Below are 21860 nucleotides of genomic sequence, written 5' to 3'. Positions count from 1 at the left end.
GACCATGCCGATCGGCGGCGGCCTCGGCTTCCCCCGGGACCCGGCGTCGCTGGCGGCCGATCTGGCTGGTGAGTTCGCGATCGGCGGCGCCCGCGCCGCCTATCTTGTCGACCGCTATGGCAGCGGTGCGCGCGACATCGTCCTGTTTTGCGTCGGGCGTCCCGACGATATCAGACTGGACAGCAGGACCGAAACGACGGCAGCCGAAATCGTCTACCTGACCCGGCATGAGTTCGTAACCTGTCTGTCGGACCTTATCCTGCGCCGCACATCGCTTGCCATTTGCGGCGACATCTCGATGGCAGCCATCGAACGCATCGCCGACGCACTGGCCGCCGAGCGCGGCTGGAGCGATGAGCATCGCGACCGCGAGGTGCAGGGCCTGGTTGCCGAACTCGATACCTATCACGGCGTCTCGCAGGAGATGCTCGACCAACGCACGATTTCAGGAGCAGAAAATGAAGGTCAGCGCCAAGGCCCGCATGAACCGGATGTTCACCAACGGCAATTGCCTCGACGTGGCGCTCGATCACGGCGTCTGCAATGAACCGGATTTTCTCGTCGGCCTGGAGGACATGCCGCGAGTCATCGACACGCTGATCGCGGCAGGTCCGGACGCGCTGCAACTCGCCTACGGGCAGGCCGATCTGTTGCAATCGCGGCCGGACAAGGACAAGCCGGCGCTGGTCATGCGCATCGACATGGGTAATCCTTACAACGCCCAGCGCCACCGCGTGATGTGGTCGATGCTGCAGAATCATGACGAGCCGATCATCGGCGCGCTGGAGATGGACGCAGCCTGCGTCGTCGTCAACCTGTTCATGCTTCCCGACGAGCCGGAGCTGTTTCGCCAATGTGTCGAAAACATCAGCAAGGTCCGCGCTGCCTGCCACAGATACGGCATGCCCTTGATGATCGAGCCGCTGGTGATGCTGGCCAACGATGTGCGCGGCGGCTACCAGGTCGACGGCGATGCCGAGAAGATCGTCACCCTGGTGCGGCTCGCCGCCGAAATGGGTGCCGACATCATCAAGGCCGATCCGACGGACCGGCCTGAGGATTTCCACCGCGTCGTCGAGGCGGCGCGCGTGCCGGTGCTGGTGCGCGGCGGCGGCAAGGACGACCTTAGGACCGTGCTGGCAAAATCGTCGGCCCTGCTCAGACAAGGCGCCAAAGGGCTGGTCTATGGCCGCAACATCTATCAGCATGCCAACCCGAAGGCGGTGGTCAACGCGCTGATGGCGATGATCCACAAGGACGCTGGCGGCGAGGAGGCCTGGGATATCTACAACAATGGCTGATCAGGCCGCATATCTGCTCGGTCTCGACGCCGGCAACACCATCATCAAGGCGGTGCTGTTCGACCTCGCCGGGCGGCAGGTCGCCATGCACACCGTCGCCGGGCGCTCGCACACGCCGCGGCCCGGCTATGTCGAACGCGACCTCGGCGATATGTGGGCCGCTGCGCGCGACGCCATCCGCCGCTGCATTGCGCAGGCTGGTATCGACGCACGCCAGATCGCCGCTGTCGGCTGCGCCGGCCATGGCAACGGCCTCTATCTGATCGACCGCGTTGGCGCCCCGCTGATCGGCATCCAGTCGCTCGACACCCGCGCCGCCGGCATGGCGGCGGAACTGGCTTCGCGCAACGCCGGGGCCCTGCACGCGATCTGCCTGCAAAAGCCCTGGCCGGCGCAGACGCCAACCTTGCTGGCCTGGGTCAAGCAGCATGAACCCGACCTTTATGCCGCGACCGGCACGGCGATGCTGTGCAAGGATTTCATCGCCTTTTGCCTCACCGGAGAGCAGGTGAGCGATGTCTCCGACATGTCCGGCTGCGGCCTCGTCCGCATGCCCGAAGGCATCTATGATGGCGAGCTTCTCGCGCTCTACGGCATCGAGGACGCGCAGGCAAAACTGCCGCGGCTGCTCGACAGCGCCGACATTGCCGGGGCGGTCACCGCCAGCGCGGCCGATGAAACCGGGCTGGCAGAAGGCACGCCGGTCATCGCCGGCTATTTCGACGTTGTCGCCAGCGCCATGGGGGCCGGCGTCGTGCGCCCCGGCGAAGCCTCGATCATTGCCGGCACCTGGTCGGTCAACCAGGTTTTCTCCGCCGCGCCGGTTGTCGATCCCGATGTTTTCATGGTCGCGCGTTTCGGCCCCGGCCGCTTCGTCAACATCGAATCCAGCGCGACATCGGCCGCCAATCTTGAATGGTACGTGCGCGAATTCGTCGAGCGCGGCAGCCACCACGACGATCCGTTCGGCCACTGCAACGCAGCTGTCGGCGAAGTCACGCCGGCCTGGGACGACCCGATTTTCCACCCGTTTCTCTACGGCTCGGGCCAGGGCGCCGAGTTCCGCGCCGGCTTCTACGGCCTGGCCGGCTGGCATAGGGAAGGCCATCTGCTGCGCGCGCTGTTCGAAGGCGTCATGTTCGAGCACCGGCGCCACATCGATGTGTTGAAACACGCCGGCGTCAGCTTCGACAAGGCGGTGCTGTCCGGCGGCGGCTCCCGCAGCGAACATTGGCCGCAAATCTTCGCCGACGGGCTCGGCGTACCGATCACCGTTCCTGAAGCCCGCGAGACCGGCGCGCTTGGCGCGGCGATCGGCGCCGGCGTGGGGGCCGGACTGTTCGCCGACTATGAGTCCGGCGTCGACGCCATGACCCGGTCACGCGCCGCCTACCGCCCGGATCCGGCCATGCAGCGACATTATGCCAGGCGTTATCGCGCCTATTGCGGCCTCGCCGATACGCTGCGATCGTTCTGGACCGAACAGGCCGCAGGACCAGGCAGAGCAGCAGAATGACCCAAAGGCTGGACGGCGACTACGACTACATCATCGTCGGCGCGGGTACGGCCGGCTGCGTGCTGGCCAACCGCCTGAGCGAAGATCCGGCGACGCGCGTGCTGCTGCTCGAGGCCGGCGGCAGCGACAATTACCACTGGGTGCACATTCCTGTCGGCTATCTCTATTGCATCGGCAATCCGCGCACCGACTGGATGATGAAGACGGCACCGGAGGCCGGCCTGAACGGCCGCTCGCTGGTCTATCCCAGGGGCAAGGTGCTGGGCGGCTGCACATCGGTCAATGGCATGATCTACATGCGTGGCCAGGCTGCGGACTATGATGGCTGGCGGCAGATGGGCAATGTCGGTTGGGGCTGGGACGACGTGCTGCCCTATTTCCTCAAATCCGAAGACCATCATGGCGGCAAGACCAGGCTGCATGGTTCCGGCGGCGAATGGAAAGTGGCGCGGCAGCGCCTGTCCTGGCCGATCCTCAACACAGTGCAGGACGCGGCGAAGGAATTCGGCATTATGCCGCGCGAGGATTTCAACGACGGCGACAATGAGGGTTCCGGCTTCTTCGAAGTGAACCAGAGCAAGGGTATACGCTGGAACACCGCCAAGGCATTCCTGCGCCCGGCGCTGCGGCGGCCCAACCTGCGGCTGGTCGCCAAGGCGCATGTCGAGAAGGTGCTGTTCGAGGGCAAGCGGGCTACGGGGGTCGGCTACCTCGCCGGCGGCGAGGCACGCCAGGCCAGCGCCAGGCGAGAAGTGTTGCTGACGGCCGGCGCGATCAACACGCCGAAACTGCTGGAGCTTTCCGGTGTCGGCCAGCCGGATCGCCTCGCCTCACTCGGGATCGATCTGGTTCACGCCAGCCCGGATGTCGGTGAGAACCTGCAGGACCACCTGCAGATCCGCACGGTCTACAAAGTGTCGTCGGCGCTGACGCTCAACACCCTTGCCAACAGCCTGAGCGGCAAGGCGCGGATCGCGCTGCAATATGCCTTTGCCCGGTCGGGGCCGATGTCGATGGCGCCAAGCCAGTTCGGCATGTTCAGCAAATCCGATCCGTCGATGGCGACGCCGGACCTGGAATACCACGTCCAGCCTTTGTCGACGGACCGGCTGGGCGACCCGCTGCACCCGTTCCCGGCGATCACCATGTCGGTCTGCAATCTGCGGCCCGACAGCGTCGGCTCCGTACATGCCACGACACCTGAATTGGCCGTACAGCCGGAAATCCGGCTGAACTATCTCTCGACGGTGCGCGACCGCGAGATCGCGCTGAGCTCGGTGCGCCAGGCGCGCATGATCATGACCGCCAAGGCGCTTGCCGACTTCCATCCGGAGGAAATCCTGCCCGGTCCCGCCCACCAGTCCGACGACGACCTGCTGCACCAGATCGGCTCGATCGCGACGACGATCTTTCATCCGGTCGGCACCTGCCGAATGGGCGTCGACGATCGCGCCGTCGTCAGTCCCGACCTGTGCGTGACCGGTGTCGAGGGTCTGCGCGTCATCGACGCCTCGATCATGCCGCGCATCGTCTCCGGCAACACCGCCTCGCCCGTGGTGATGATCGCCGAGAAGGCGGCGGATATGATCCGCCGACCTGCATGAGCCGGCGGCGACCAGCTATGACCCGGGTATGTCGTAGATCGCCCTGACCTCGACGGTGCCGAGTTCGGCCAGCGGAATGTCGCCGGCGATCTCCAGCGCCTCGTCGAGGCTCTCGGCCTCGATCATGACGAAGCCGAGCAACTGCTCCTTGGTCTCGGCGAACGGGCCGTCGGTGACCAGTCTTTTCCCGTTGCGCCGCCGCACACTCTTCGACGTCTTCACCGATTGCAGCGCCTGCGCGATGATCAGCTTGCCTTGTTGGTCCAACGATCTGTCATAGGCCAGCGAATCGGCGTCTAGCTTGGCCGATCCTTCCGGGGTCAACGCATAAAGGCTCTGTTCCTCGCCATAGACCAGGCAGACATATCTCATTCCGATCTCCCGTGTTGTGATGGACCATAGGATGCGGTGATGATGGTGTCAGCCGCGCCTCCGAACGCCGCCGCATGATCGAGAAGGCATGCCGCGATGCCGATGATGGCGACCGCCGCCAGCAGCCGGCCGAAGCCGGAGGGCGGCGGATCGAGCCAATAGTCTTCCTGTCGCCGGGCCTTGTGCTCAGGGCATTTCCACAGCGCGAAAAACAAACCGTCAATGTGAGCCTCCATCCGGCCGCGAAATCCGTGGCCGCCCGTAGGACGGTCGAGTCCGATGGAAGTCGACATTTTTGCGCGCGCTTTTTTTGAGAAAGAATTTTGGACGCCACCGCTCGAAGAGCGCGGTGGCCTTCGCGCGTGCCCGCGCTATAGTCCTGGGGAACGCCGGCGCTCTGCCGGCGCAACCCCGACGATCAAGGAGGATTTCATGGACCGCACCGCGAACGCCGTCTGGAATGGCAATCTGAAGGAAGGCAAGGGCACGCTCGACTCCCAGAGCGGGGCGCTGAAAGGCACGCCCTATTCGTTCAAGGCGCGCTTCGAGGACGAGAGCGGCAAATCCGGCACCAACCCGGAGGAGCTCATCGCCGCCGCGCACGCCGGCTGCTACGCCATGCAGTTCTCGCACTTCCTCGCCGAGAATGGCACGCCCGCCACCGAACTCGACGCCAAGGCGGTGGTGACGCTGGTGCCCGGCACCGGCATCACCGGCAGCGCTCTCACCGTCGTCGGCAAGGTGCCGGGCATCGACGCGGCAAAGTTCAATGAGCTGGCCGAGAAGGCCAAGGCCGAATGCCCGGTCTCGAAGGCGCTCGGCGCCATCAAGGTTTCGCTCGACGCGAAGCTGGGGTGAGAAGACTGCAGACGTCGGTCTGCCGGCGCTGCTCATTATTACAGACGCTGGGTGCTGCCCCTCACCTGCCTGCCGGCGTCCCCTCCCCGTATAGTGACGGGGAGAGGGGCGCTGTCACCGATGGTTTCGCCAATCTCCAACGCTGCGAGACTGGCGCCAAAGTCGCGGCCAGCCTCTTTCTCCCCGTTTACGGGGAGAAATGCCCGGCAGGGCAATGAGGGGCAGCCCCGACTTCGGCCCGGATGCGAGACTACTGCATTAAGGCACTACTACCCGCCCAGTGCCTCGACCTTGGCACGCAGCGCCGCCACCTCCTCTTCAAGCGCCAGCACCCGGGCCTCAAGATCGGAGCCCGATGACGCTGGCGGCTGCCATGGCGCCGCTGCGACGGCCGCCACATCCACCGGCCCGCCCAGCAGATGCACATAGCGGTCCTCGCGCTGGCCTGGCCCGCGCGGTATCTCCTGAACGAGCGCCGGCCGGCGGCCGATCAGCATGTCGAGTTCACCGCGCAGATCCTCGATCGACGAAAACCGCGCCATGCGCTCGCTTCGCGCCAACAGCTCATATGCGGTCTGCGGCCCGCGCAACAGAAGCAGCCCGACCAGGGCGGTCTGCGGCGTGGTCAGCGAGAATCGCTGCGCCATCTGATGCTCATAGCGCTCCACGCGCGAACCGAACATCTGCCGCACCAGCCCCTTCTGCTCAAGCAGCTTCAGGGCCCGATGCACCTCGGTCTGTTCCAGCGCCATCACCGGCTCGCGCGCCGTCTTCTGGTTGGCGGCGGCAAGCGCTGCATTGAGCGTCAGCGGATAGACGTCCGGCGTCAATTCCTTCTTCTCGATCAGGCAGCCGAGCACACGCGCTTCGGCGGGAGAGAGGATGGGAAGGTCTTCGCTCATTGCCGTGCAATCCTTTCTGACGCTGGCGGGACAGCGCCCCCCTCTGTCCTGCCGGACATCTCCCCCACTTGGGGGGAGATCAGCAGCTTCGCCGACCGCGCTTCATCCTTCAACCTTGGAGATAGGCGAAAGCCCTCATGACAGCCAATCTCCCCACCCGTGGGGGAGATGTCCGGCAGGACAGAGGGGGGCGCGAAGGATCGCCGCGTTTGAGGTTGTCGTTGGTTATCCCGCCAAGGCTAAACCCGCCGCTCCACCATCATCTTCTTGATCTCCGCGATCGCCTTGGCCGGGTTCAGGCCCTTGGGGCACGCCTGCGCGCAGTTCATGATGGTGTGGCAGCGATAGAGCCGGAACGGGTCCTCGAGATTGTCGAGCCGCTCGCCCTTGGCCTCGTCGCGGCTGTCGATCAGCCAACGATAGGCTTGCAAGAGCACCGCCGGGCCGAGATAGCGGTCGCCGTTCCACCAGTAGCTCGGGCAGGACGTCGAGCAGCAGGCGCACAGGATGCATTCGTAGAGCCCGTCGAGCTTCTCGCGGTCCTCATGGCTCTGCAGCCATTCCTTGGCCGGCTCCGGCGACACCGTCTTCAGCCATGGCTCGATCGAGGCGTGCTGGGCGTAGAAATTGGTGAGGTCGGGAACCAGGTCCTTGATCACCGGCATATGCGGCAGCGGATAGACTTTCACCGCGCCGGAAATGTCGTCGCAGCCCTTGGTGCAGGCGAGCGTGTTGGAGCCGTCGATGTTCATGGCGCAGGAGCCGCAAATGCCCTCGCGGCAGGAGCGGCGCAGCGTCAGCGTCGGGTCGATCTTGTTCTTGATGTAGAGCAGCGCGTCGAGCACCATCGGTCCGCAATCGTCCATGTCGACGAAATAGGTGTCCATGCGCGGGTTCTCGTCATCGTCCGGCGACCAGCGGTAGATGCGGTATTCGCGAAGATTGGTGGCGCCCTCCGGCTTCGGCCAGGTCTTGCCCTGCTGAACTTTCGAATTCTTGGGGAGCGTGAGTTCGACCATTACCTGCGGTCCTTTCGGATGACGAGCTTCAGCCCGGACCAGATTTCATTCACGGCGGCGATCTTGACGTCGACCAGGTCGCGCTTCAGCGCCTCGGCGCGGATGACGTCCTCGGTGACGTCGGTCGCCACCTTCGACGCCTTCTTCGGCCATGAAACCCAGACCATGCCGTCGCGCTTGATCGCCGTCTCGATGCCGGCAAGGCCGTCCTCGATCTCGGCGCGCCGCCGGGTGAAGGCATGCACGGCATCGTATCTCTGGCGACCAGAAATTTCCGACCAGTCGGCCAGCCGGTCGATCGCGGCAAAGTCCACGGCTCCGGCAAGATCATCCAGCTCCGGCGGCAGCGCGATGAAGGCGGCGACCATGCCGTCCTTCAGGCCGAGCTTGGCCGGAAGCGGGGTGCCGGAATATCCCGTTGCCGCCAGCGCCATCGTCAGTACACCCTGGCCTTCGGCGCGATCTTGGCGAGGCTGATGCCGCCGTCCTTCTCGGCCAGCAGCGGCTCGGTGTGCACCGGACGATAGGTCAGCGTCACCTTGCCGTCCTCGCTGAGATGGGCCAGCGTGTGCTTGCGCCAGGCGGCGTCGTCGCGGGCCGAGAAATCTTCCCGCGCATGCGCGCCGCGGCTCTCCTTGCGAGCCTCGGCGCCGTAGACCGTGGTGATGGCGTTGGCCATCAGGTTTTCGAGCTCCAGCGTCTCGACCAGATCCGAATTCCAGATCATCGAGCGGTCGAACACCTTTATGTCCTTGAGCTCGCCCCAGATCTGCGAAATGCGCTTGCAGCCATTTTCCAGCGATTCCTGTGTGCGGAACACCGCCGCGTCTTCCTGCATCGCCTTCTGCATCTTTTCGCGAAGCACCGCCGTCGGCGTCGAGCCGTTGGCGTGGCGAAGCCGGTCGAAGCGGTCCATGATCTTCTCGACCGAGGCTTCGTTCGGCGACGGGATTGCCGACTTGCGGTCGATCACCTGGCCGGCGCGGATCGCCGCGGCGCGGCCGAACACGACGAGATCGATCAGCGAGTTGGAACCCAGCCGGTTGGCGCCATGCACCGAGGCGCAGCCGGCCTCGCCGACCGCCATCAGGCCTGGCGATACCTTGTCCGGGCTCGCGGCTGTCGGGTTGAGCGCCTCGCCCCAGTAGTTGGTCGGCACGCCGCCCATATTGTAGTGCACCGTCGGCAGCACCGGGATCGGATCCTTGGTGAGATCGACGCCGGCGAAGATCTTCGCCGACTCCGAGATGCCGGGCAGCCGCTCATGGAGCACCGCCGGATCGAGATGGTCGAGATGCAGGAAGATGTGGTCCTTGTTCTTGCCGACGCCGCGTCCCTCGCGGATCTCCAGCGTCATGCAGCGTGAGACGACGTCGCGCGAGGCGAGGTCCTTGGCCGACGGCGCGTAGCGCTCCATGAATCGCTCGCCCTCGGAATTGACGAGATAGCCGCCCTCGCCGCGGGCGCCCTCGGTGATCAGGCAGCCGGCGCCATAGATGCCGGTCGGGTGGAACTGAACGAACTCCATGTCCTGCAGCGGCAGTCCGGCACGGGCGGCCATGCCGCCACCGTCGCCGGTGCAGGTATGCGCCGACGTCGCCGAGAAATAGGCGCGGCCGTAGCCGCCTGTCGCCAGCACCACCATCTTGGCCGAGAAGCGGTGGATGGTGCCGTCGTCGAGGTTCCACGCGACGACGCCGGTGCAGGTGCCGTCCGGCTCCATGATCAGGTCGAGCGCGAAATACTCGATGAAGAACTGCGCGTTATTCTTCAGCGACTGGCCGTAGAGCGTGTGCAGGATGGCGTGGCCGGTGCGGTCGGCGGCCGCACAGGTGCGCTGCACCGGCGGGCCGTCGCCATAGTTCATCATGTGGCCGCCGAACGGCCGCTGGTAGATCTTGCCTTCCTCGGTGCGCGAGAACGGCACGCCGTAATGCTCGAGCTCGTAGACGGCGGCCGGCGCCTCGCGCACCATGTATTCCATGGCGTCGACGTCGCCCAGCCAGTCCGAGCCCTTGACGGTGTCGTACATGTGCCACTGCCAGGAGTCCGGGCCCATGTTGGAGAGCGAGGCGGCGATGCCGCCTTGCGCCGCCACCGTGTGCGAGCGTGTCGGGAACACCTTGGTGATGCAGGCGGTGCGCAGGCCCTGCTCGGCCATGCCGAGCGTGGCGCGCAGGCCGGCGCCGCCGGCGCCGACGATCACCACGTCGAACTTGTGATCGACGAAAGTGTAGGCGGAATTGGCTGATTTCGCGTCCTTGGCCAAAATGTCAGCCTCCGAATGCCAGTTTGAGCAGGGCGAAGAGCGAGGCGACGCCGACCGCTACGGAAAAAAATGTGTTGAGCGCAATCAGCGCCAGCTTCATGCCTTCGCCATGCACGTAATCCTCGATGATCACCTGCATGCCGAGCCGCATGTGGTAGAGGCCGGAAATCAGCACCAGCGCCAGCACCAGCGCCACGAACGGATTGGCGAGCGCCGTCCGCACTTCCGTGTAGCCGTGGCCGTTGAGCGCGATCAGGAAGCCGACGAAGAACAGGATCAGCGGGATGTTGGCGATCGCCGTCAGCCGCTGACGCCAGAAATGTGAAGTGCCCTCGCGGGCCGAGCCAAGGCCGCGGACCTTGGCCAGCGGCGTGCGCATGTCGGTGTTCTTGCCGCTCATGGTCAGGCTCCCCGCGCCATGTAGCCGGCGATCCAGATCAGCAGCGTGAGCAGGATCGAGCCGGCCAGTGTCGCCCAGGCGATCTTCGAGGCCGTGTGCTTCTCGAGCCCGGCGCCGGTGTCCCAGACCAGGTGGCGTACGCCGCCCAGCATGTGGTGCATTAGCGCCCAGGTGTAGCCGAACAGCACCAGCCGCCCCAGCCACGAGCCGAAGGCCCAGTTGACGAGATCGAACGTGGCCTCGGAACTCGCCGCTGCCATCAGCCAGAGCGCCACCAGCAGCGTGCCGAAATAGAGCGCACCGCCGGTGATGCGATGGATGATCGACATGGTCATTGTGATCGGCGGCCGGTACACGCTCAGGTGCGGCGAAAGCGGCCGTTCACGTCTGGCAAATTCGCGGGTGGCTGGTGATTTGCTCATGGCTCCCCCAGTTCGGCGTCTCCTGGAGCCTCAGCGGAAAAGCGGCATTGCCGTTCCCGGTTGCGACTTCGGACAGCCGGTTTCTAATGCTCTTTTTGCACCGCGTCAAAGCCGGAAAATCGTTTTGGAAACGTCATTTAGTCTGAAAAAAGGGCCGGCTTTTGCTTCAATCGATTAGGGCGCGTCCGAAAGCCGGCGCAATGGTTCGCTGCAGTGCGGCATGTCGATGAAGATTGCCTACCTTCTGCAGGTGAGCGGCGTCGACCCCTTCTTCATCAGCAGCGCCTCGCGTCCGTCGATCACAACTGCGTCATGCGTCGTCGCCGCCTGGTAGCGGCTGCTCTGGTTGGCGGGCGACGCCGCAAACTCCTCTGTCCAGCCATCCGGCCCTGCCACACGCAGCGACGTGCCGAGATTTTGGATGGAGATCGTGCCGCCATTACATTTGTAGGTGGCCATGCCGACTGCCGATCGCGGCGCAGTGAGGTCGGTGGTGATCCTGGCTGCGGATGCCGTTGCAGGCGCTGGCGGCGCGGCGGGTGCGGTGGCCTGCAGAGCCGGAGCGGGAGAGATCGCTGGCGATGCCGCCTTGGGCGCGCCATCCTGCGGCACACAGGCCGCTGCCGCAGCGAGCAACGGAGCAAGGAGCAATCCCCGAACCAAGCGGCGTAACGCCATGTGCTGCCCCTCCTGTGCGCGGCACGCTAGCCACGATGTCGTTCCTGATCAAGCTCACCCGGCTCAAACGGCTGGTCGAGGTGGCGCGATGGTGCGGGCAAGCATGGCCGAAAGATGGCCACCCCGTCGGCCGAAATTAACCATGTTTGTTAAAGTCCGGCCGCGAAAGCGGGCCGGCTCTTAACAAAGGTTAAGAAAAGGTTAATTTCCGATTCGAACAGGCTCCAGACCGAAACGGTCGAAGCAAACGGAGGGTGCCATGCGTTCGAATTCGAGCAGACTGCGCCTAGCGGCGCTTGCGCTGGCGGCACTTGCCGTCGGCTTCACGGCGCCGGCCGTAGCCGGGCTGCGCCACCACGACCGCGTCTATGCCGATTCCTTCGGCAATCTCGTCATCGACAGCGCCGCCGGCTACAAACGCATCATCGTCGGCGAAGGCAGGCACGCCAAGGAGCTGTCGAACTTTACCAGTGCCGGCGAGCCCGACGTGATCTACGAGAACGAATCCGACGAGACCGTTGGCCGCGGCTGCTACCAGCCGCCGGTCTTCATCAAGGGCCGCTCCTATATGTACGGCCTGTCCGACGGCGAGATGCCGAACCTCAGCCCCTGCCGTTGAAGACGGCGGACGCCTGCCGCCCGGCCGGGCCGGGCGAGACGCGCACGCAATCGCGGCCGCCGCCCTTGGCCCGATAGAGCGCCTCGTCGGCGCGCCGCAACAGATCGGAAAAGCCCTCGCCCGCGCCGAGTTCGGCGACGCCGAAGCTGGCGCTGCAGCGGTGCTCGGCCGGCAGGCTGTCGATCGGCAGGGCGCCGAACGCGCTGCGCGCGCCTTCGGCGAACAGCCGTGCGGCCGCGAGATTGGTGCCCGGCAGGATGATGGCGAACTCCTCGCCGCCGATGCGCCCGGCGACGTGATGGTCGGCCGCCGCCTCGCGCAGGAAACCGGCGAAGGTCTCGATCACCCGGTCGCCGCAGGCGTGGCCGAAATTGTCGTTGATGCCCTTGAAATGGTCGAGGTCGGCGATCACCAGCGCCACCGGAACGCCACGGCGCGCGGCATCTCTCAGGGTGATTTCGGCATGGCGCTCGAAGCCGCCGCGGTTGAGCAGCCGGGACAGCGCGTCGGTTTCCGATTTCGACGTCGCCTCGGCCAGCACGTCGCGCACCAGTATGGCCAGCGCAAGCAGCGCCAGCGCCAGGCCGAACACGGTGCCGAGCGATTGCGACACCAGCGCGTAGCTCGTCTGCACATAGGATTGCGGGTCGGCGCCGCGGCCGCCCAGCGCATGCGCGATGAAGGGCTTGGAGGCGAACTGCAGCGCGCTGGCCGTCAGCACGCCCATCAGTATGGTGTCGAGCCGCTCGCGCCTTTGCCTGGACGACCAGACGATGCCGAGCGCGGTGAACTGCATGACGGCGTAGGGAAGCTGATAGGCCATCATCGCGGTCAGCGACTGGCGCGGCAATTCCTGCACGAGATAGACCCCGACGGAAGCGATGGCCAGGAAGAGCAGCATCGGCCACCATGGCGGTGCCACGCCGTATTTGTGGGCAAGGCCGCCATTGAAGACGATGGTGGCGCCGAGGAAGACGGCAAAGGCGGCGACGACCGGGAGCCGGGCATTGTCGAAGGCGGGGATGACGAATTCGAGGGCGAAATAGACCATGCCGATCATGTAGCCGAAGGCCAGCCAGCGCGCCGACACCCGGTTTTTGTCGTAGATGGCGATCGTCATGAACGCCGCCACCAGCAGTCCGGCGACGAACAGGTTGATCACGAGTATGACGTCCGCGCTGCCCATGGTTCAAAAACCCCCGCCGACAGCAAAGCATCGACGGGCGAAAAAGACGTTAACGACGGGTCATGATCGGGCTGCTTGGCCTCACCCGACGCCGGCGGGCTCCGGCACGAACACCGTTTCCGGCCGCTCATAGGATAGCCGCACGCTGTCGCGGCCGTTCTTCTTGGCCTTGTAGAGCGCATCGTCGGCGCGGCGCATCAGCGGCGCCAGACCCTCGTCGCCGGTGCGGGCGGCGACGCCGAAACTCGCCGTCACACTGACGCCGCGCGGCAGGCTGGCGACGCCGCCGGCCGAATAGAGCGAGCGGATCGCCTCGGCGAACAGCCGCGCCGAAGCGAGATCGCACAACGGCAGGAGCACGGCGAACTCCTCGCCGCCGATGCGGCCGGCAGCACCGCGCGTGCCCGTGGCGAAGCTCAGCTTGGCGGCGAAGTCGGCGATCACCCTGTCGCCCACCGCGTGCCCGTGCCGGTCGTTGAGTGCCTTGAAGTGGTCGAGGTCGGCAAGCACCATGGCGACGGGGAATTTCGCCTTGGCGCACTGGTCGAGCAGCAGCGCCGCCCGCTCCTCGAAACCGCGGCGGTTGAGCAGGCCGGACAGCGGGTCGGTATGGGTCTCGGCCTTCAGAGCCTTCATCACGTCGAGTGCGGCCGCCGAAAACAGGGAAAGCGCGATCAGCAGCGACAGCAGCGCATGCGACAAGAGCGCCGTCGTCCAGTAGGACGAGCCGTAGAATCCGTCATAGCTCGGGAACGGCCCGTGCGCGATGACGACGATCAGGGTTCGGACGACGAAGTTCAATCCCGACAGCAGCGACAGCACGAACAGGATCTTTTCCGTCGGACCGTTGCCGCGCACCGTGCGCAGTTCGGCGGCGACCAGCAGGCTGAGGGCGCCGAAACCGAAATTCATCGACAGGATGCGCCAGGTGAGATCTGGCTGCACGAACATGAACCATGAAAAGGCGGCGAGCCCGCCGCCGGTGGTGAGTGCGATCCCGATATAGGGGACGCGCCGCCCGTAGCGCGCGACGATGGCGCTGGAGAGGCAGCAGGCGGCCGCCGTGAAGCATATGTTGGAGACAAGCTTGGTCAGCACCATCCCGACAGGAAGCGTGAAATACTGGAACAGGAAGCCGGGGGCCGACAGGCAGTAGCTCGCAGCCAGCACCGCCAGATAGGGGCGATGGCGCTGATGGAACCACAGGACGAGGAACGCCGCGCCAAGCGCCAGCGCGATCGTCGGGTTGAGCAGCGCTATGAGCAGACCCGTGTCCAAACGACTGTGATTTCCCCGCTTAGTCAGGGAAGATGCTAAAGCGCAAGCCCAAACAAGCGGTTAAGCCAAGGCCGCTTTGCCGAAAAAACCGGCGGCGTGGGCAAAGAAGAACCCCGAACCATCGGGATGGTTCGGGGTCTGCTTGGGTTCTGTATGCGGTAGGTCGCGGCCGCCTATTTCCAGTCGCGGATGTCGACGAAATGGCCGGCGATCGCTGCCGCCGCCGCCATGGCCGGCGACACCAGATGGGTGCGGCCCTTGAAGCCTTGCCGGCCCTCGAAATTGCGGTTCGAGGTCGAGGCGCAGCGCTCGTGCGGCTTCAGCCGGTCGTCGTTCATGGCGAGGCACATCGAGCAGCCCGGCTCGCGCCAATCGAAACCGGCGGCGAGGAAGATCTTGTCGAGACCCTCGGCCTCCGCCTGTTCCTTGACCAGGCCGGAGCCCGGCACGATCATGGCGTTGACGCGCGGATTGACTTTTCTGCCCTCGACCACCTTGGCGGCCGCGCGCAGATCCTCGATGCGGCCATTGGTGCACGAACCGATGAACACGCGGTCGAGCTGGATGTCGGTGATCCTGGTGCCGGGCGTCAGCCCCATATAGTCGAGCGCGCGCAGCTTCGAGGAGCGCTTGTTCTCATCGGTGATCTCTTCCGGGTTGGGCACGAAGCCCTGCACGGAGACGACGTCCTCCGGCGAGGAACCCCAGGAGACGATCGGCGGCAGCTTCTGCGCGTCGAGCACCACCACCTTGTCGAAATGCGCGCCTTCGTCGGAATGCAGCGTCTTCCAGTAGGCAAGGGCCGCGTCCCACGCCGCGCCCTTCGGCGCGCGCGGCTTGTCCTTGACATAGGCGAAGGTCGTCTCGTCCGGCGCGATCAGGCCGGCTCGCGCCCCGCCTTCGATCGACATGTTGCAGATCGTCATGCGGCCTTCCATCGACAGCGCACGAATCGCCTCACCGGCATACTCGATGACATAGCCGGTGCCGCCGGCGGTGCCGATCTCGCCGATGATGGCAAGGATGATGTCCTTGGCGGTGACGCCTTCGGGCAGCGTGCCGTCGACACGCACCAGCATGTTCTTGGCCTTGCGCTGGATCAGCGTCTGGGTGGCCAGCACATGCTCGACTTCCGACGTGCCGATGCCATGCGCGAGCGCGCCGAAGGCGCCGTGCGTGGAGGTGTGGCTGTCGCCGCAGACGATGGTCATGCCGGGCAGGGTGAAACCCTGCTCCGGGCCGATGATGTGGACGATGCCCTGGCGGATGTCGTTCTCGGAATAATAGTCGATGCCGAAATCCTTGGCGTTCCGGGCCAGCGCCTCGACCTGGATGCGGCTTTCCTCGTTCCTGATGCCGAACTTGCGCTCGGGCGAGGTCGGCACGTTGTGGTCGACCACGGCCAGCGTCTTTTCCGGATGCCGGACCTTGCGGCCGCTCATGCGCAGGCCTTCGAAGGCTTGCGGGCTAGTGACCTCGTGGACGAGGTGGCGGTCGATGTAGAGCAGGCAAGTGCCATCGTCCTGACGGTCGACCAGATGGTCGTCGAAAATCTTGTCGTAGAGGGTGCGCGGTGCGCTCATGTGCGTAAATCCGTCGATATGAAAAGGGGGAGAGTAGACGCCGGCAGTCCGGCGCCACGACTGCGATCAGTCGGCCTGGCTAAGTCGGCTGGTGAGCGCGCCGCAGACGCGCGCGGCAAATCGCGACGGCAGGCGCTTTCTGTCCTGCAGCACGAAACTTTTATAAGCCGGATCGCCGAAAAGCTCTTCCATGGCGCTGCTCATATCAATGTTTTGCCTTTTCGGCAATTGCGGGCGGCGGTGCGGCTTTCCCTTCCCCCTTGTGGGGAAGGTGGATCGGTGCGCAGCGCCGAGACGGATGATGGGTGTTGGGAGGAGTGCCGTCATCCGACCTCGCTTCGCGAGGCCCCTTCTCCCAGGGGAGAAGGGGAAGAGGGCGGCGCTCACATCACTTCAAACACAAACGTCTTCACCAGCGCTTCCGGATCGCCGATCGCGTAGCAGCGGAACCACAGACTTTGCTCCACGGCTCGCCATTTCTTCGCCTGCTCCAGTTCGTCGAACACCGCATGGAAGCCGCCGCTCTCGAACACCTGGTCGCGCACGGTGAAGATGGCGTGGCCGCCGCTCTTCGTGATGCGCACCAGCTCATGCAGGCCGGAGGCTGGCGCGTGGCCGATGGTGAAGACGCCGGTCGAAAAGAAGGCGCGGAAATGGCCGTCCGGCCAGGGCAGCTGCCCGCCGAGCATCCCCTTCTTCAGCTCGCCATAAGCCTGCCGACTGCCGGCGAGCTTCAGCATGTCGTCCGAAAGATCTAGCCCAGCGATGTCGCCATAGCCCAGTGCCTTGAGCGACGGGCCGGAGAGGCCGGTGCCGCAGCCGGCGTCGAGCAGCGGACCTTCGCCGACAGGCACGTGGCGCGCCACCCAGGCTGTGATCAGGAAGGGGAGCAAATAACCGAGCGAGGCGGTCTCGCTGTCATAGGTCGCGGCCCACTCGGCATAGGCCTTGGCAAGCGCTTCCGGCGTGTCGGCCGTGTAGACGGAGTCCAGCGCCGCATTGGCCTTGTCGAAATTCATCGATTGTCCTCCTCCGCTACCGCGCGGCGAGGATCGTAGCGCGGTCTTTGGCGGGCGGCTATTGCTGGTGCTGGCGGCGCAGCCGTTTCTCGAGCCCCCTCAGCGCCAGCGACAGGCCGACCGTGAGGATCAGATAGATGTAAGCGACGATGGAATACGTCTCGAAGAAGCGGAACGAGCCGGCGGCGTAGATCTTGCCCATCTGGGTGATGTCGGCGACGCCGAGCACCGAGACCAGCGAGGAATCCTTGACCATGGCGACGAAGTCATTGCCGAGCGGCGGCAGGATGGTGCGGATCGCCTGCGGAAAGACGATGAGCCGGAAGCGCTGCGCGCGCGTCAGCCCCAGCGCCTTGGCCGCTTCGATCTGGCCCTTCTCGACCGACTGGATGCCGGCACGGAACACTTCGGAGATGAAGGCGGAATAGCCGATGGTCAGCGCCATGATGGCGCGCCACAGAAGCGAGACGTCGCGCACCTGCAATTCGCCGAGATAGCCGGCGCTCTGCAGCGGCGCTGTCAGCGCGTTCCACGCCGCGACGAAGGCCGGCGCGCCGGCGAACGCGATCCAGAACAGCAGCACCAGGATCGGCACACCGCGGATGATCTCGACATAGAAGCGGGCGATCTGGCGAAGCAGCCGCGAGCTCGACAGCCCCATCAGCGCGATGCCGAGCCCGATCGCCGAGGCCAGCGCGAAGGCGACCACGGTGACGAAAACGGTGATGCCGATCCCCTTGGCGACCGTGGCGAAGACCTGGGCGTAGAGGTCGCTGGAAGCGATGAACAGAGCGGCGACCAATGCGAGGACGAGGGCGGCTGCCAGCCACCAGGGGAATTCGGATTTGGCTGCAGAAGCGGACGGCGCAGGCATCAGCTGGCACCGCTGGTGTAAGAATCGCGAAAGGCTGGCGCCAAGGCCCCCCTCTCTGGCCTGCCGGCCATCTCCCCCTTAAGGGGGGAGATCGAACTTCGCGTTGGCTTTCGCCAATCACCAACGTTGAATGAAGAGCACCGTCGGCGGAGCTGCCAATCTCCCCCCTTGAGGGGGAGATGCCCGGTAGGGCAGAGGGGGGTGCCTGGGCGCAATGTCAGCGTGATTTCTCGCAAATGCACCACCCTCAACAAAAGTGCCTACTGCCCCATCTTGTAATCAAGGAACCACTTCTTGTTCAGCGCATCGAGCGTGCCGTCGGCCTTGAGCGAGGCGATCGCGGCGTTGACCGGCTTCACCAGGTCGGATCCCTTGGGGAAGATGAAGCCGAAATCCTCGGTGCCGAGCGGCCCGCCGATGAGCTTGAGCTTGCCTTCGGAAGCGTCGACATAGCCCTTGCCGGCGGTGCCGTCGGTCAAGACGACGTCGACGTCGCCGGATTTGAGTGCCTGTACGGTGGCCCCGAACGTCTCGAACAGTTTGATGCGCGGGTTCTGCTCATTGCCGTCTAGCACGCTGTAGACGGCGGTGTAGAAGGGCGTCGTGCCCGGCTGCGCGCCGATCAGCCCGTCCTTGAAGGCGCCGAAACTCTTGGCGTCGGTGAAGCGGCTTTCGTCGCCGCGCACCAGCATGAACTGCTCCGAGCGCATATAGGGGTCGGAGAAATCGACCTTCTCCTTGCGGTCGTCCTTGATGGTGATGCCGGTCATGCCGATGTTGTACTGGTTGTCGGAAACCGCCTGGATCATCGCATCCCAGGAGGTGTTCTGGTACTCGACCTTGAAGTTCAGCCGCTTGGCAATCTCGTCCATCGCGTCATATTCCCAGCCGATCTGCTTGCCGGTCTTGGAATCGATGAACTGCAGCGGCGGATAGGCGTTTTCCGTCACCACCACCACCTTCTTGCCGCCGAGGTCGGGCAGCGTCTCGGCCAATGCGGCGACAGGCGCGAGAAGGCAAGCCAGCAGGGCTGCCAGCAGCAGTTTCGATTTGGTCATGACACGCTCCCAGAAACTTGAAACGCCCGGCGAATGTGCCGGGCTTGCAGGAAAAATCCGGCGCCGACTTTAGCTTTCCGCAAGCGCCTTGCAAGCCGATCCGCTGCGCGGATGGGCACCAAAGTGGATTCCCGTGCTCTCAACGACGTGGTTTTGGAACGTATCGGGGTGGATCGATTATTCCGTCGCTTCCGAGCTCGACTTGCGCATCTCGGCGACAAAGCGAGTGAGCACACCGTGCAGGGATCGCAGCTCGCCGACCTCGAGTGGCAATTGGCATGCCAGGGCGGCAGGCACCCTGGCTGCCCTCTCGCGCAGGGCCTCGCCCTTGGCCGTCGGCTCGACCAGCACCCGGCGCTCGTCGGCCACATCGCGCCGACGGCTGACGAGGCCGCTGGCTTCCATCCGCTTGAGCAGCGGCGTCAGCGTCGCCGAATCCAGGCCTAGCGCCTCGCCAAGCGCGCCCACCGTGCTCGGCGCGCGCTCCCACAGCACCAGCATCGCCAGATATTGCGGATAGGTGAGGCCCAGCGGATCGAGCAGCGGCCGGTAAAGCTTGGTCATCAGCCCGCTCGCTGAATAGAGCGCGAAGCAGAGCTGCTGATCCAGCCGCGGAACGGCAATCGCCCCGGCTCTATCCGCCGGGACGTCGCTGACGGTCGCTGTGATCTCTGTCGTCATGCTGCCTTTGCCGGAAGCGCCACGGTCGAAAGCGCCACCTCGATATTGCCCCTGATGGCGTTGGAATAGGGACAGATCTGGTGCGCCGCCGATACAAGCGCTTCCGCGCCCGCCGGATCAAGGCCTTTCGTCTCCGCCGCCAGCGACACGCCGAGCCGGAAGCCGCCCTGGTCGTTGGGATGGAGGCTGACGGTGGCCGTCACCGCGGCGTCTTCGAGCGGCAGCTTCTGCTTGCGCGCGACGAAGCGGATCGCGCTTTCGAAGCATGCGGCGTAGCCGGCGGCGAAAAGCTGCTCCGGATTGGTGGCGCCGCCCTGCCCGCCCAGCTCTTTCGGCATCGCCAGATCGACCTTGAGCAGGCCGTCGCTGGTTTCGGCGTGGCCGGCGCGGCCGCCGGTGACGCGAGCCTGAGTGGTGTAGAGTGCAGACATGTGTGGTCTCCTGTTATTTTGTACACGATTATTTAGTGTACAAGATAGTTTGTCGTCAACGTCCGCGCCCGGATTTTTGGACGGAAAGCCTTCACGGCTACGTGAACGTGTCCAGGAAACGAAAAAAGGCGGCCGAGGCCGCCTTTTCCAGAAACGATTGGTTGAAAGCCTTACTCGGCCGCGGCTTCCGCGGCCTTGGCGGCCTCGGCGGCGGCCTTCTTCTCGGCGGCGTCCTGCGCTGCCTTCTCGGCGGCCAGCGCCTCAGCGGCGGCAACCTTCTCGGCCTCGATGCGCGCCTTCTCGGCGTTCAGCGCATCACGCTCATCGTCGTTCAGCTTGCGGGCGCGCACACCGGTGTTCTCCGAAATGCGGGCCGACTTGCCGCGACGATCGCGCAGGTAATAGAGCTTGGCGCGGCGCACCTTGCCGCGGCGCACGATCTCGACGCCCTCGACCATCGGCGAGTAGACCGGGAACACGCGCTCCACGCCTTCGCCGTAGGAAATCTTGCGGACGGTGAAATTCTCCTGGAAGCCGGAGCCGGAACGGGCGATGACGACGCCCTCATAGGCCTGGACGCGGGTACGAGTGCCTTCGGTGACGCGCACCTGGACGCGCACGGTGTCGCCGGGCTGGAATTCGGGAAGCTTGCGCTTGGCTTCGATCTTGGCGGCCTGTTCGGCCTCGAGCTGACGGATGAGATCCATCTCAAATATCCACTTCTTGTTCTTCCGACAGTCAGAGCGTCCTCAACTCGCCTTGCAGTTCCATCGACCGCTTGGCTATGCCCTCTGTCCAACATAGGACATCGGGCAGGGACGGCTACACCGCCATTGTTGACGGGTTCCGAAAGATCGTTCTTCCGGTTCGGGCGGGCACATACAGCTATTTTGACGCTTTGTCACGCCTTGGCCCTGTCTTTTTTGGCCGCATGCCATCACGCAATTGGCTCCGGCGGGGTTGCGCCGGCCCTCCCAGCTTCCTAATCCGGAGAAAACAATCCTCTCCGGCGGCGTCCTGATGTCTGTTTTCGACGCGATCCTGCTCTTCCTGTCGGGCTTTGTCTCAGGCGCTGCCAATGCGGTCGCCGGCGGCGGGACCTTCATCACCTTTGGCGCCATGACGCTGGTCGGCGTGCCGCCGATCGTCGCCAATGCCACCTCCTCGGTGACCCAGTTTCCGGGCTACATCACCTCGACGCTCGCCTATGCATCCGACATTAGGCATTTCTGGCGCCAGGCATTGCTGCTCTGCCTGATCTCGGCCCTCGGCGCACTGGCCGGCGCGCTCATTCTTCTGGCGCTCGACAACCCCTCGTTCCGCACGCTCGTGCCCTGGCTGCTGCTTGCGGCCACCGCCCTGTTCGCCGCCGGGCCGTGGCTGAAGCCGGCGCCGAAGCCCGGACACCAGCCGACCGTCGGCTGGCTCGCCGGTTCGCTCGTCCAGTTCCTGACCTCGATCTATGGCGGCTTCTTCGGCGCCGGCATGGGCGTCATGATGCTGGCGACACTGGGCCTGACCCAAGCCGGCGACTACCACCGGCTGAACGCGATGAAGAACATGCTGGCGGTGGTCATTGCCGCCATTGCCATCCTGGTCTTCGTCTCCGGAGGTGTCGTCGCCTGGCCCCAGGCGATCGTCATGATTCCTGGCGGGGCGCTCGGCGGCTATGCCGGCGTCTGGATCGCCAAGCGCGTGCCGCAGAACGTCGTGCGCGGCTTCGTCGTCGCCGTCGGCCTGTTCCTCGCCTTCTACTATTTCACCAAGGGCTGAGAAATCCCGAAGAGTGG

Annotated in this window: 26 protein-coding genes; 8 read left to right on the top strand and 18 right to left on the bottom strand. The window is 65.0% G+C overall.

Features of this window, described 5'->3' with window-relative positions:
* The 4 genes from EOA33_RS01515 to EOA33_RS01500 form a co-directional block, all read left to right on the top strand.
* Positions 1 to 547: glycerol-3-phosphate dehydrogenase C-terminal domain-containing protein (locus EOA33_RS01515; protein WP_281033499.1), on the top strand; the 547-nt coding region annotated here is incomplete at its 5' end.
* Entirely contained in the window at positions 459 to 1301 is an 843-nt protein-coding gene (locus EOA33_RS01510) for a class I fructose-bisphosphate aldolase (protein ID WP_127404788.1), read from the top strand. The genes EOA33_RS01515 and EOA33_RS01510, both read left to right, overlap by 89 nt.
* Positions 1294 to 2817, top strand: coding sequence for an FGGY-family carbohydrate kinase (locus EOA33_RS01505; protein WP_127404787.1), 1524 nt, complete (start codon positions 1294 to 1296; stop codon positions 2815 to 2817). The genes EOA33_RS01510 and EOA33_RS01505 overlap by 8 nt, the downstream gene beginning before the upstream one ends.
* Positions 2814 to 4421, top strand: a complete 1608-nt coding sequence (locus EOA33_RS01500; protein WP_126057488.1) for a GMC family oxidoreductase N-terminal domain-containing protein — start codon at positions 2814 to 2816, stop codon at positions 4419 to 4421. The genes EOA33_RS01505 and EOA33_RS01500 overlap by 4 nt, the downstream gene beginning before the upstream one ends.
* Before the next feature lie 15 nt (positions 4422 to 4436).
* Here the strand turns inward: EOA33_RS01500 and EOA33_RS01495 are convergent, their stop codons facing one another.
* A complete protein-coding gene (locus EOA33_RS01495) occupies positions 4437 to 4793 on the bottom strand; it encodes a YciI family protein (protein WP_126057487.1) in 357 nt (118 codons plus the stop codon).
* 74 nt (positions 4794 to 4867) lie between these two features.
* Between EOA33_RS01495 and EOA33_RS38815 the strand changes: the two genes are divergently transcribed.
* The gene (locus EOA33_RS38815) at positions 4868 to 5107 is read left to right on the top strand and encodes a hypothetical protein (protein WP_190234178.1); all 240 of its coding nucleotides are present in this window, start codon (positions 4868 to 4870) and stop codon (positions 5105 to 5107) included.
* A gap of 118 nt (positions 5108 to 5225) precedes the next feature.
* Positions 5226 to 5651, top strand: a complete 426-nt coding sequence (locus EOA33_RS01485; protein WP_126057486.1) for an OsmC family protein — start codon at positions 5226 to 5228, stop codon at positions 5649 to 5651.
* 269 nt (positions 5652 to 5920) lie between these two features.
* Here EOA33_RS01485 and EOA33_RS01475 read toward each other — a convergent pair whose 3' ends face one another.
* The 7 genes from EOA33_RS01475 to EOA33_RS41445 all read right to left on the bottom strand — a co-directional run bounded on the left by EOA33_RS01475 (position 5921) and on the right by EOA33_RS41445 (position 11122).
* Positions 5921 to 6553, bottom strand: a complete 633-nt coding sequence (locus EOA33_RS01475) for a DUF480 domain-containing protein (protein ID WP_126057485.1) — start codon at positions 6551 to 6553, stop codon at positions 5921 to 5923.
* Positions 6554 to 6792: 239 nt separating this feature from the next.
* Entirely contained in the window at positions 6793 to 7572 is a 780-nt protein-coding gene (locus EOA33_RS01465; RefSeq protein WP_126057484.1) for a succinate dehydrogenase iron-sulfur subunit, read from the bottom strand.
* On the bottom strand, positions 7572 to 8006 hold the full coding sequence (locus EOA33_RS01460; protein ID WP_126057483.1) for a DUF3052 family protein: 435 nt from the start codon (positions 8004 to 8006) through the stop codon (positions 7572 to 7574). The genes EOA33_RS01465 and EOA33_RS01460 overlap by 1 nt, the downstream gene beginning before the upstream one ends.
* Before the next feature lie 2 nt (positions 8007 to 8008).
* Positions 8009 to 9841, bottom strand: a complete 1833-nt coding sequence (gene sdhA, locus EOA33_RS01455; protein WP_126057482.1) for a succinate dehydrogenase flavoprotein subunit — start codon at positions 9839 to 9841, stop codon at positions 8009 to 8011.
* Between the two features lie 4 nt (positions 9842 to 9845).
* A complete protein-coding gene (gene sdhD, locus EOA33_RS01450) occupies positions 9846 to 10241 on the bottom strand; it encodes a succinate dehydrogenase, hydrophobic membrane anchor protein (RefSeq protein ID WP_126057481.1) in 396 nt (131 codons plus the stop codon).
* A 2-nt stretch (positions 10242 to 10243) separates the two neighbouring features.
* Positions 10244 to 10663, bottom strand: a complete 420-nt coding sequence (sdhC, locus tag EOA33_RS01445; RefSeq protein ID WP_126057480.1) for a succinate dehydrogenase, cytochrome b556 subunit — start codon at positions 10661 to 10663, stop codon at positions 10244 to 10246.
* Positions 10664 to 10900: 237 nt separating this feature from the next.
* Complete coding sequence (locus EOA33_RS41445; RefSeq protein WP_348628206.1) at positions 10901 to 11122, bottom strand: hypothetical protein; 222 nt, start codon at positions 11120 to 11122, stop codon at positions 10901 to 10903.
* 478 nt (positions 11123 to 11600) lie between these two features.
* On the opposite strand from EOA33_RS41445, the gene EOA33_RS01435 reads away from it, so the two are divergent.
* Positions 11601 to 11960, top strand: coding sequence for a hypothetical protein (locus tag EOA33_RS01435; RefSeq protein WP_126057478.1), 360 nt, complete (start codon positions 11601 to 11603; stop codon positions 11958 to 11960).
* Here the strand turns inward: EOA33_RS01435 and EOA33_RS01430 are convergent.
* From EOA33_RS01430 to rplS, 10 genes are all read right to left on the bottom strand, one after another.
* Positions 11944 to 13146: a GGDEF domain-containing protein gene (locus EOA33_RS01430; protein ID WP_126057477.1), complete on the bottom strand. Its 1203-nt coding sequence runs from the start codon at positions 13144 to 13146 to the stop codon at positions 11944 to 11946. The two genes, EOA33_RS01435 and EOA33_RS01430, sit on opposite strands and share 17 nt — an antisense overlap.
* Positions 13147 to 13227: 81 nt before the next feature.
* Positions 13228 to 14424 (bottom strand): GGDEF domain-containing protein, encoded by a 1197-nt coding sequence (locus EOA33_RS01425; protein ID WP_126057476.1) that lies wholly within the window; start codon positions 14422 to 14424, stop codon positions 13228 to 13230.
* A 173-nt stretch (positions 14425 to 14597) separates the two neighbouring features.
* Complete coding sequence (gene leuC / locus EOA33_RS01420; protein ID WP_126057475.1) at positions 14598 to 16007, bottom strand: 3-isopropylmalate dehydratase large subunit; 1410 nt, start codon at positions 16005 to 16007, stop codon at positions 14598 to 14600.
* 66 nt (positions 16008 to 16073) lie between these two features.
* Positions 16074 to 16334: a hypothetical protein gene (locus EOA33_RS38810; RefSeq protein ID WP_189375649.1), complete on the bottom strand. Its 261-nt coding sequence runs from the start codon at positions 16332 to 16334 to the stop codon at positions 16074 to 16076.
* 56 nt (positions 16335 to 16390) lie between these two features.
* On the bottom strand, positions 16391 to 17026 hold the full coding sequence (locus tag EOA33_RS01410) for a class I SAM-dependent methyltransferase (protein ID WP_127404786.1): 636 nt from the start codon (positions 17024 to 17026) through the stop codon (positions 16391 to 16393).
* Positions 17027 to 17084: 58 nt separating this feature from the next.
* A complete protein-coding gene (locus EOA33_RS01405) occupies positions 17085 to 17900 on the bottom strand; it encodes an amino acid ABC transporter permease (protein ID WP_126057473.1) in 816 nt (271 codons plus the stop codon).
* A 260-nt stretch (positions 17901 to 18160) separates the two neighbouring features.
* Entirely contained in the window at positions 18161 to 18958 is a 798-nt protein-coding gene (locus tag EOA33_RS01395; protein ID WP_126057472.1) for a transporter substrate-binding domain-containing protein, read from the bottom strand.
* Positions 18959 to 19135: 177 nt separating this feature from the next.
* The gene (locus EOA33_RS01390; RefSeq protein ID WP_126057471.1) at positions 19136 to 19639 is read right to left on the bottom strand and encodes a MarR family transcriptional regulator; all 504 of its coding nucleotides are present in this window, start codon (positions 19637 to 19639) and stop codon (positions 19136 to 19138) included.
* Positions 19636 to 20070, bottom strand: a complete 435-nt coding sequence (locus EOA33_RS01385; RefSeq protein WP_126057470.1) for an organic hydroperoxide resistance protein — start codon at positions 20068 to 20070, stop codon at positions 19636 to 19638. Before EOA33_RS01385 ends, EOA33_RS01390 begins: the two co-directional genes overlap by 4 nt.
* A gap of 170 nt (positions 20071 to 20240) precedes the next feature.
* Positions 20241 to 20777, bottom strand: coding sequence for a 50S ribosomal protein L19 (rplS, locus tag EOA33_RS01380; protein ID WP_126057469.1), 537 nt, complete (start codon positions 20775 to 20777; stop codon positions 20241 to 20243).
* Positions 20778 to 21090: 313 nt separating this feature from the next.
* On the opposite strand from rplS, the gene EOA33_RS01375 reads away from it, so the two are divergent.
* Entirely contained in the window at positions 21091 to 21843 is a 753-nt protein-coding gene (locus EOA33_RS01375) for a sulfite exporter TauE/SafE family protein (RefSeq protein ID WP_126057468.1), read from the top strand.
* Positions 21844 to 21860 lie beyond the last annotated feature (17 nt).

The sequence above is a fragment of the Mesorhizobium sp. M4A.F.Ca.ET.050.02.1.1 genome (assembly GCF_003997725.1).
GTDB lineage: Bacteria > Pseudomonadota > Alphaproteobacteria > Rhizobiales > Rhizobiaceae > Mesorhizobium.
The sequence above is the reverse complement of the archived record's forward strand: the minus strand, read 5'-3'. Positions and strand labels throughout refer to the sequence as shown.

What these genes read in the sequence shown, in the direction of transcription:
- EOA33_RS01510 (WP_127404788.1), top strand. Translation starts at nt 459, where the DNA reads ATGAAGGTCAGCGCCAAGGCCCGCATGAACCGGATGTTCACCAACGGC.
- EOA33_RS01505 (WP_127404787.1), top strand. Translation starts at nt 1,294, where the DNA reads ATGGCTGATCAGGCCGCATATCTGCTCGGTCTCGACGCCGGCAACACC.
- EOA33_RS01500 (WP_126057488.1), top strand. Translation starts at nt 2,814, where the DNA reads ATGACCCAAAGGCTGGACGGCGACTACGACTACATCATCGTCGGCGCG.
- EOA33_RS01495 (WP_126057487.1), bottom strand. Translation starts at nt 4,793, where the DNA reads ATGAGATATGTCTGCCTGGTCTATGGCGAGGAACAGAGCCTTTATGCG.
- EOA33_RS38815 (WP_190234178.1), top strand. Translation starts at nt 4,868, where the DNA reads ATGATCGAGAAGGCATGCCGCGATGCCGATGATGGCGACCGCCGCCAG.
- EOA33_RS01485 (WP_126057486.1), top strand. Translation starts at nt 5,226, where the DNA reads ATGGACCGCACCGCGAACGCCGTCTGGAATGGCAATCTGAAGGAAGGC.
- EOA33_RS01475 (WP_126057485.1), bottom strand. Translation starts at nt 6,553, where the DNA reads ATGAGCGAAGACCTTCCCATCCTCTCTCCCGCCGAAGCGCGTGTGCTC.
- EOA33_RS01465 (WP_126057484.1), bottom strand. Translation starts at nt 7,572, where the DNA reads ATGGTCGAACTCACGCTCCCCAAGAATTCGAAAGTTCAGCAGGGCAAG.
- EOA33_RS01460 (WP_126057483.1), bottom strand. Translation starts at nt 8,006, where the DNA reads ATGGCGCTGGCGGCAACGGGATATTCCGGCACCCCGCTTCCGGCCAAG.
- sdhD (WP_126057481.1), bottom strand. Translation starts at nt 10,241, where the DNA reads ATGAGCGGCAAGAACACCGACATGCGCACGCCGCTGGCCAAGGTCCGC.
- sdhC (WP_126057480.1), bottom strand. Translation starts at nt 10,663, where the DNA reads ATGAGCAAATCACCAGCCACCCGCGAATTTGCCAGACGTGAACGGCCG.
- EOA33_RS41445 (WP_348628206.1), bottom strand. Translation starts at nt 11,122, where the DNA reads ATGGCCACCTACAAATGTAATGGCGGCACGATCTCCATCCAAAATCTC.
- EOA33_RS01435 (WP_126057478.1), top strand. Translation starts at nt 11,601, where the DNA reads ATGCGTTCGAATTCGAGCAGACTGCGCCTAGCGGCGCTTGCGCTGGCG.
- EOA33_RS01430 (WP_126057477.1), bottom strand. Translation starts at nt 13,146, where the DNA reads ATGGGCAGCGCGGACGTCATACTCGTGATCAACCTGTTCGTCGCCGGA.
- leuC (WP_126057475.1), bottom strand. Translation starts at nt 16,007, where the DNA reads ATGAGCGCACCGCGCACCCTCTACGACAAGATTTTCGACGACCATCTG.
- EOA33_RS38810 (WP_189375649.1), bottom strand. Translation starts at nt 16,334, where the DNA reads ATGACGGCACTCCTCCCAACACCCATCATCCGTCTCGGCGCTGCGCAC.
- EOA33_RS01410 (WP_127404786.1), bottom strand. Translation starts at nt 17,026, where the DNA reads ATGAATTTCGACAAGGCCAATGCGGCGCTGGACTCCGTCTACACGGCC.
- EOA33_RS01405 (WP_126057473.1), bottom strand. Translation starts at nt 17,900, where the DNA reads ATGCCTGCGCCGTCCGCTTCTGCAGCCAAATCCGAATTCCCCTGGTGG.
- EOA33_RS01395 (WP_126057472.1), bottom strand. Translation starts at nt 18,958, where the DNA reads ATGACCAAATCGAAACTGCTGCTGGCAGCCCTGCTGGCTTGCCTTCTC.
- EOA33_RS01390 (WP_126057471.1), bottom strand. Translation starts at nt 19,639, where the DNA reads ATGACGACAGAGATCACAGCGACCGTCAGCGACGTCCCGGCGGATAGA.
- EOA33_RS01385 (WP_126057470.1), bottom strand. Translation starts at nt 20,070, where the DNA reads ATGTCTGCACTCTACACCACTCAGGCTCGCGTCACCGGCGGCCGCGCC.
- rplS (WP_126057469.1), bottom strand. Translation starts at nt 20,777, where the DNA reads ATGGATCTCATCCGTCAGCTCGAGGCCGAACAGGCCGCCAAGATCGAA.
- EOA33_RS01375 (WP_126057468.1), top strand. Translation starts at nt 21,091, where the DNA reads ATGTCTGTTTTCGACGCGATCCTGCTCTTCCTGTCGGGCTTTGTCTCA.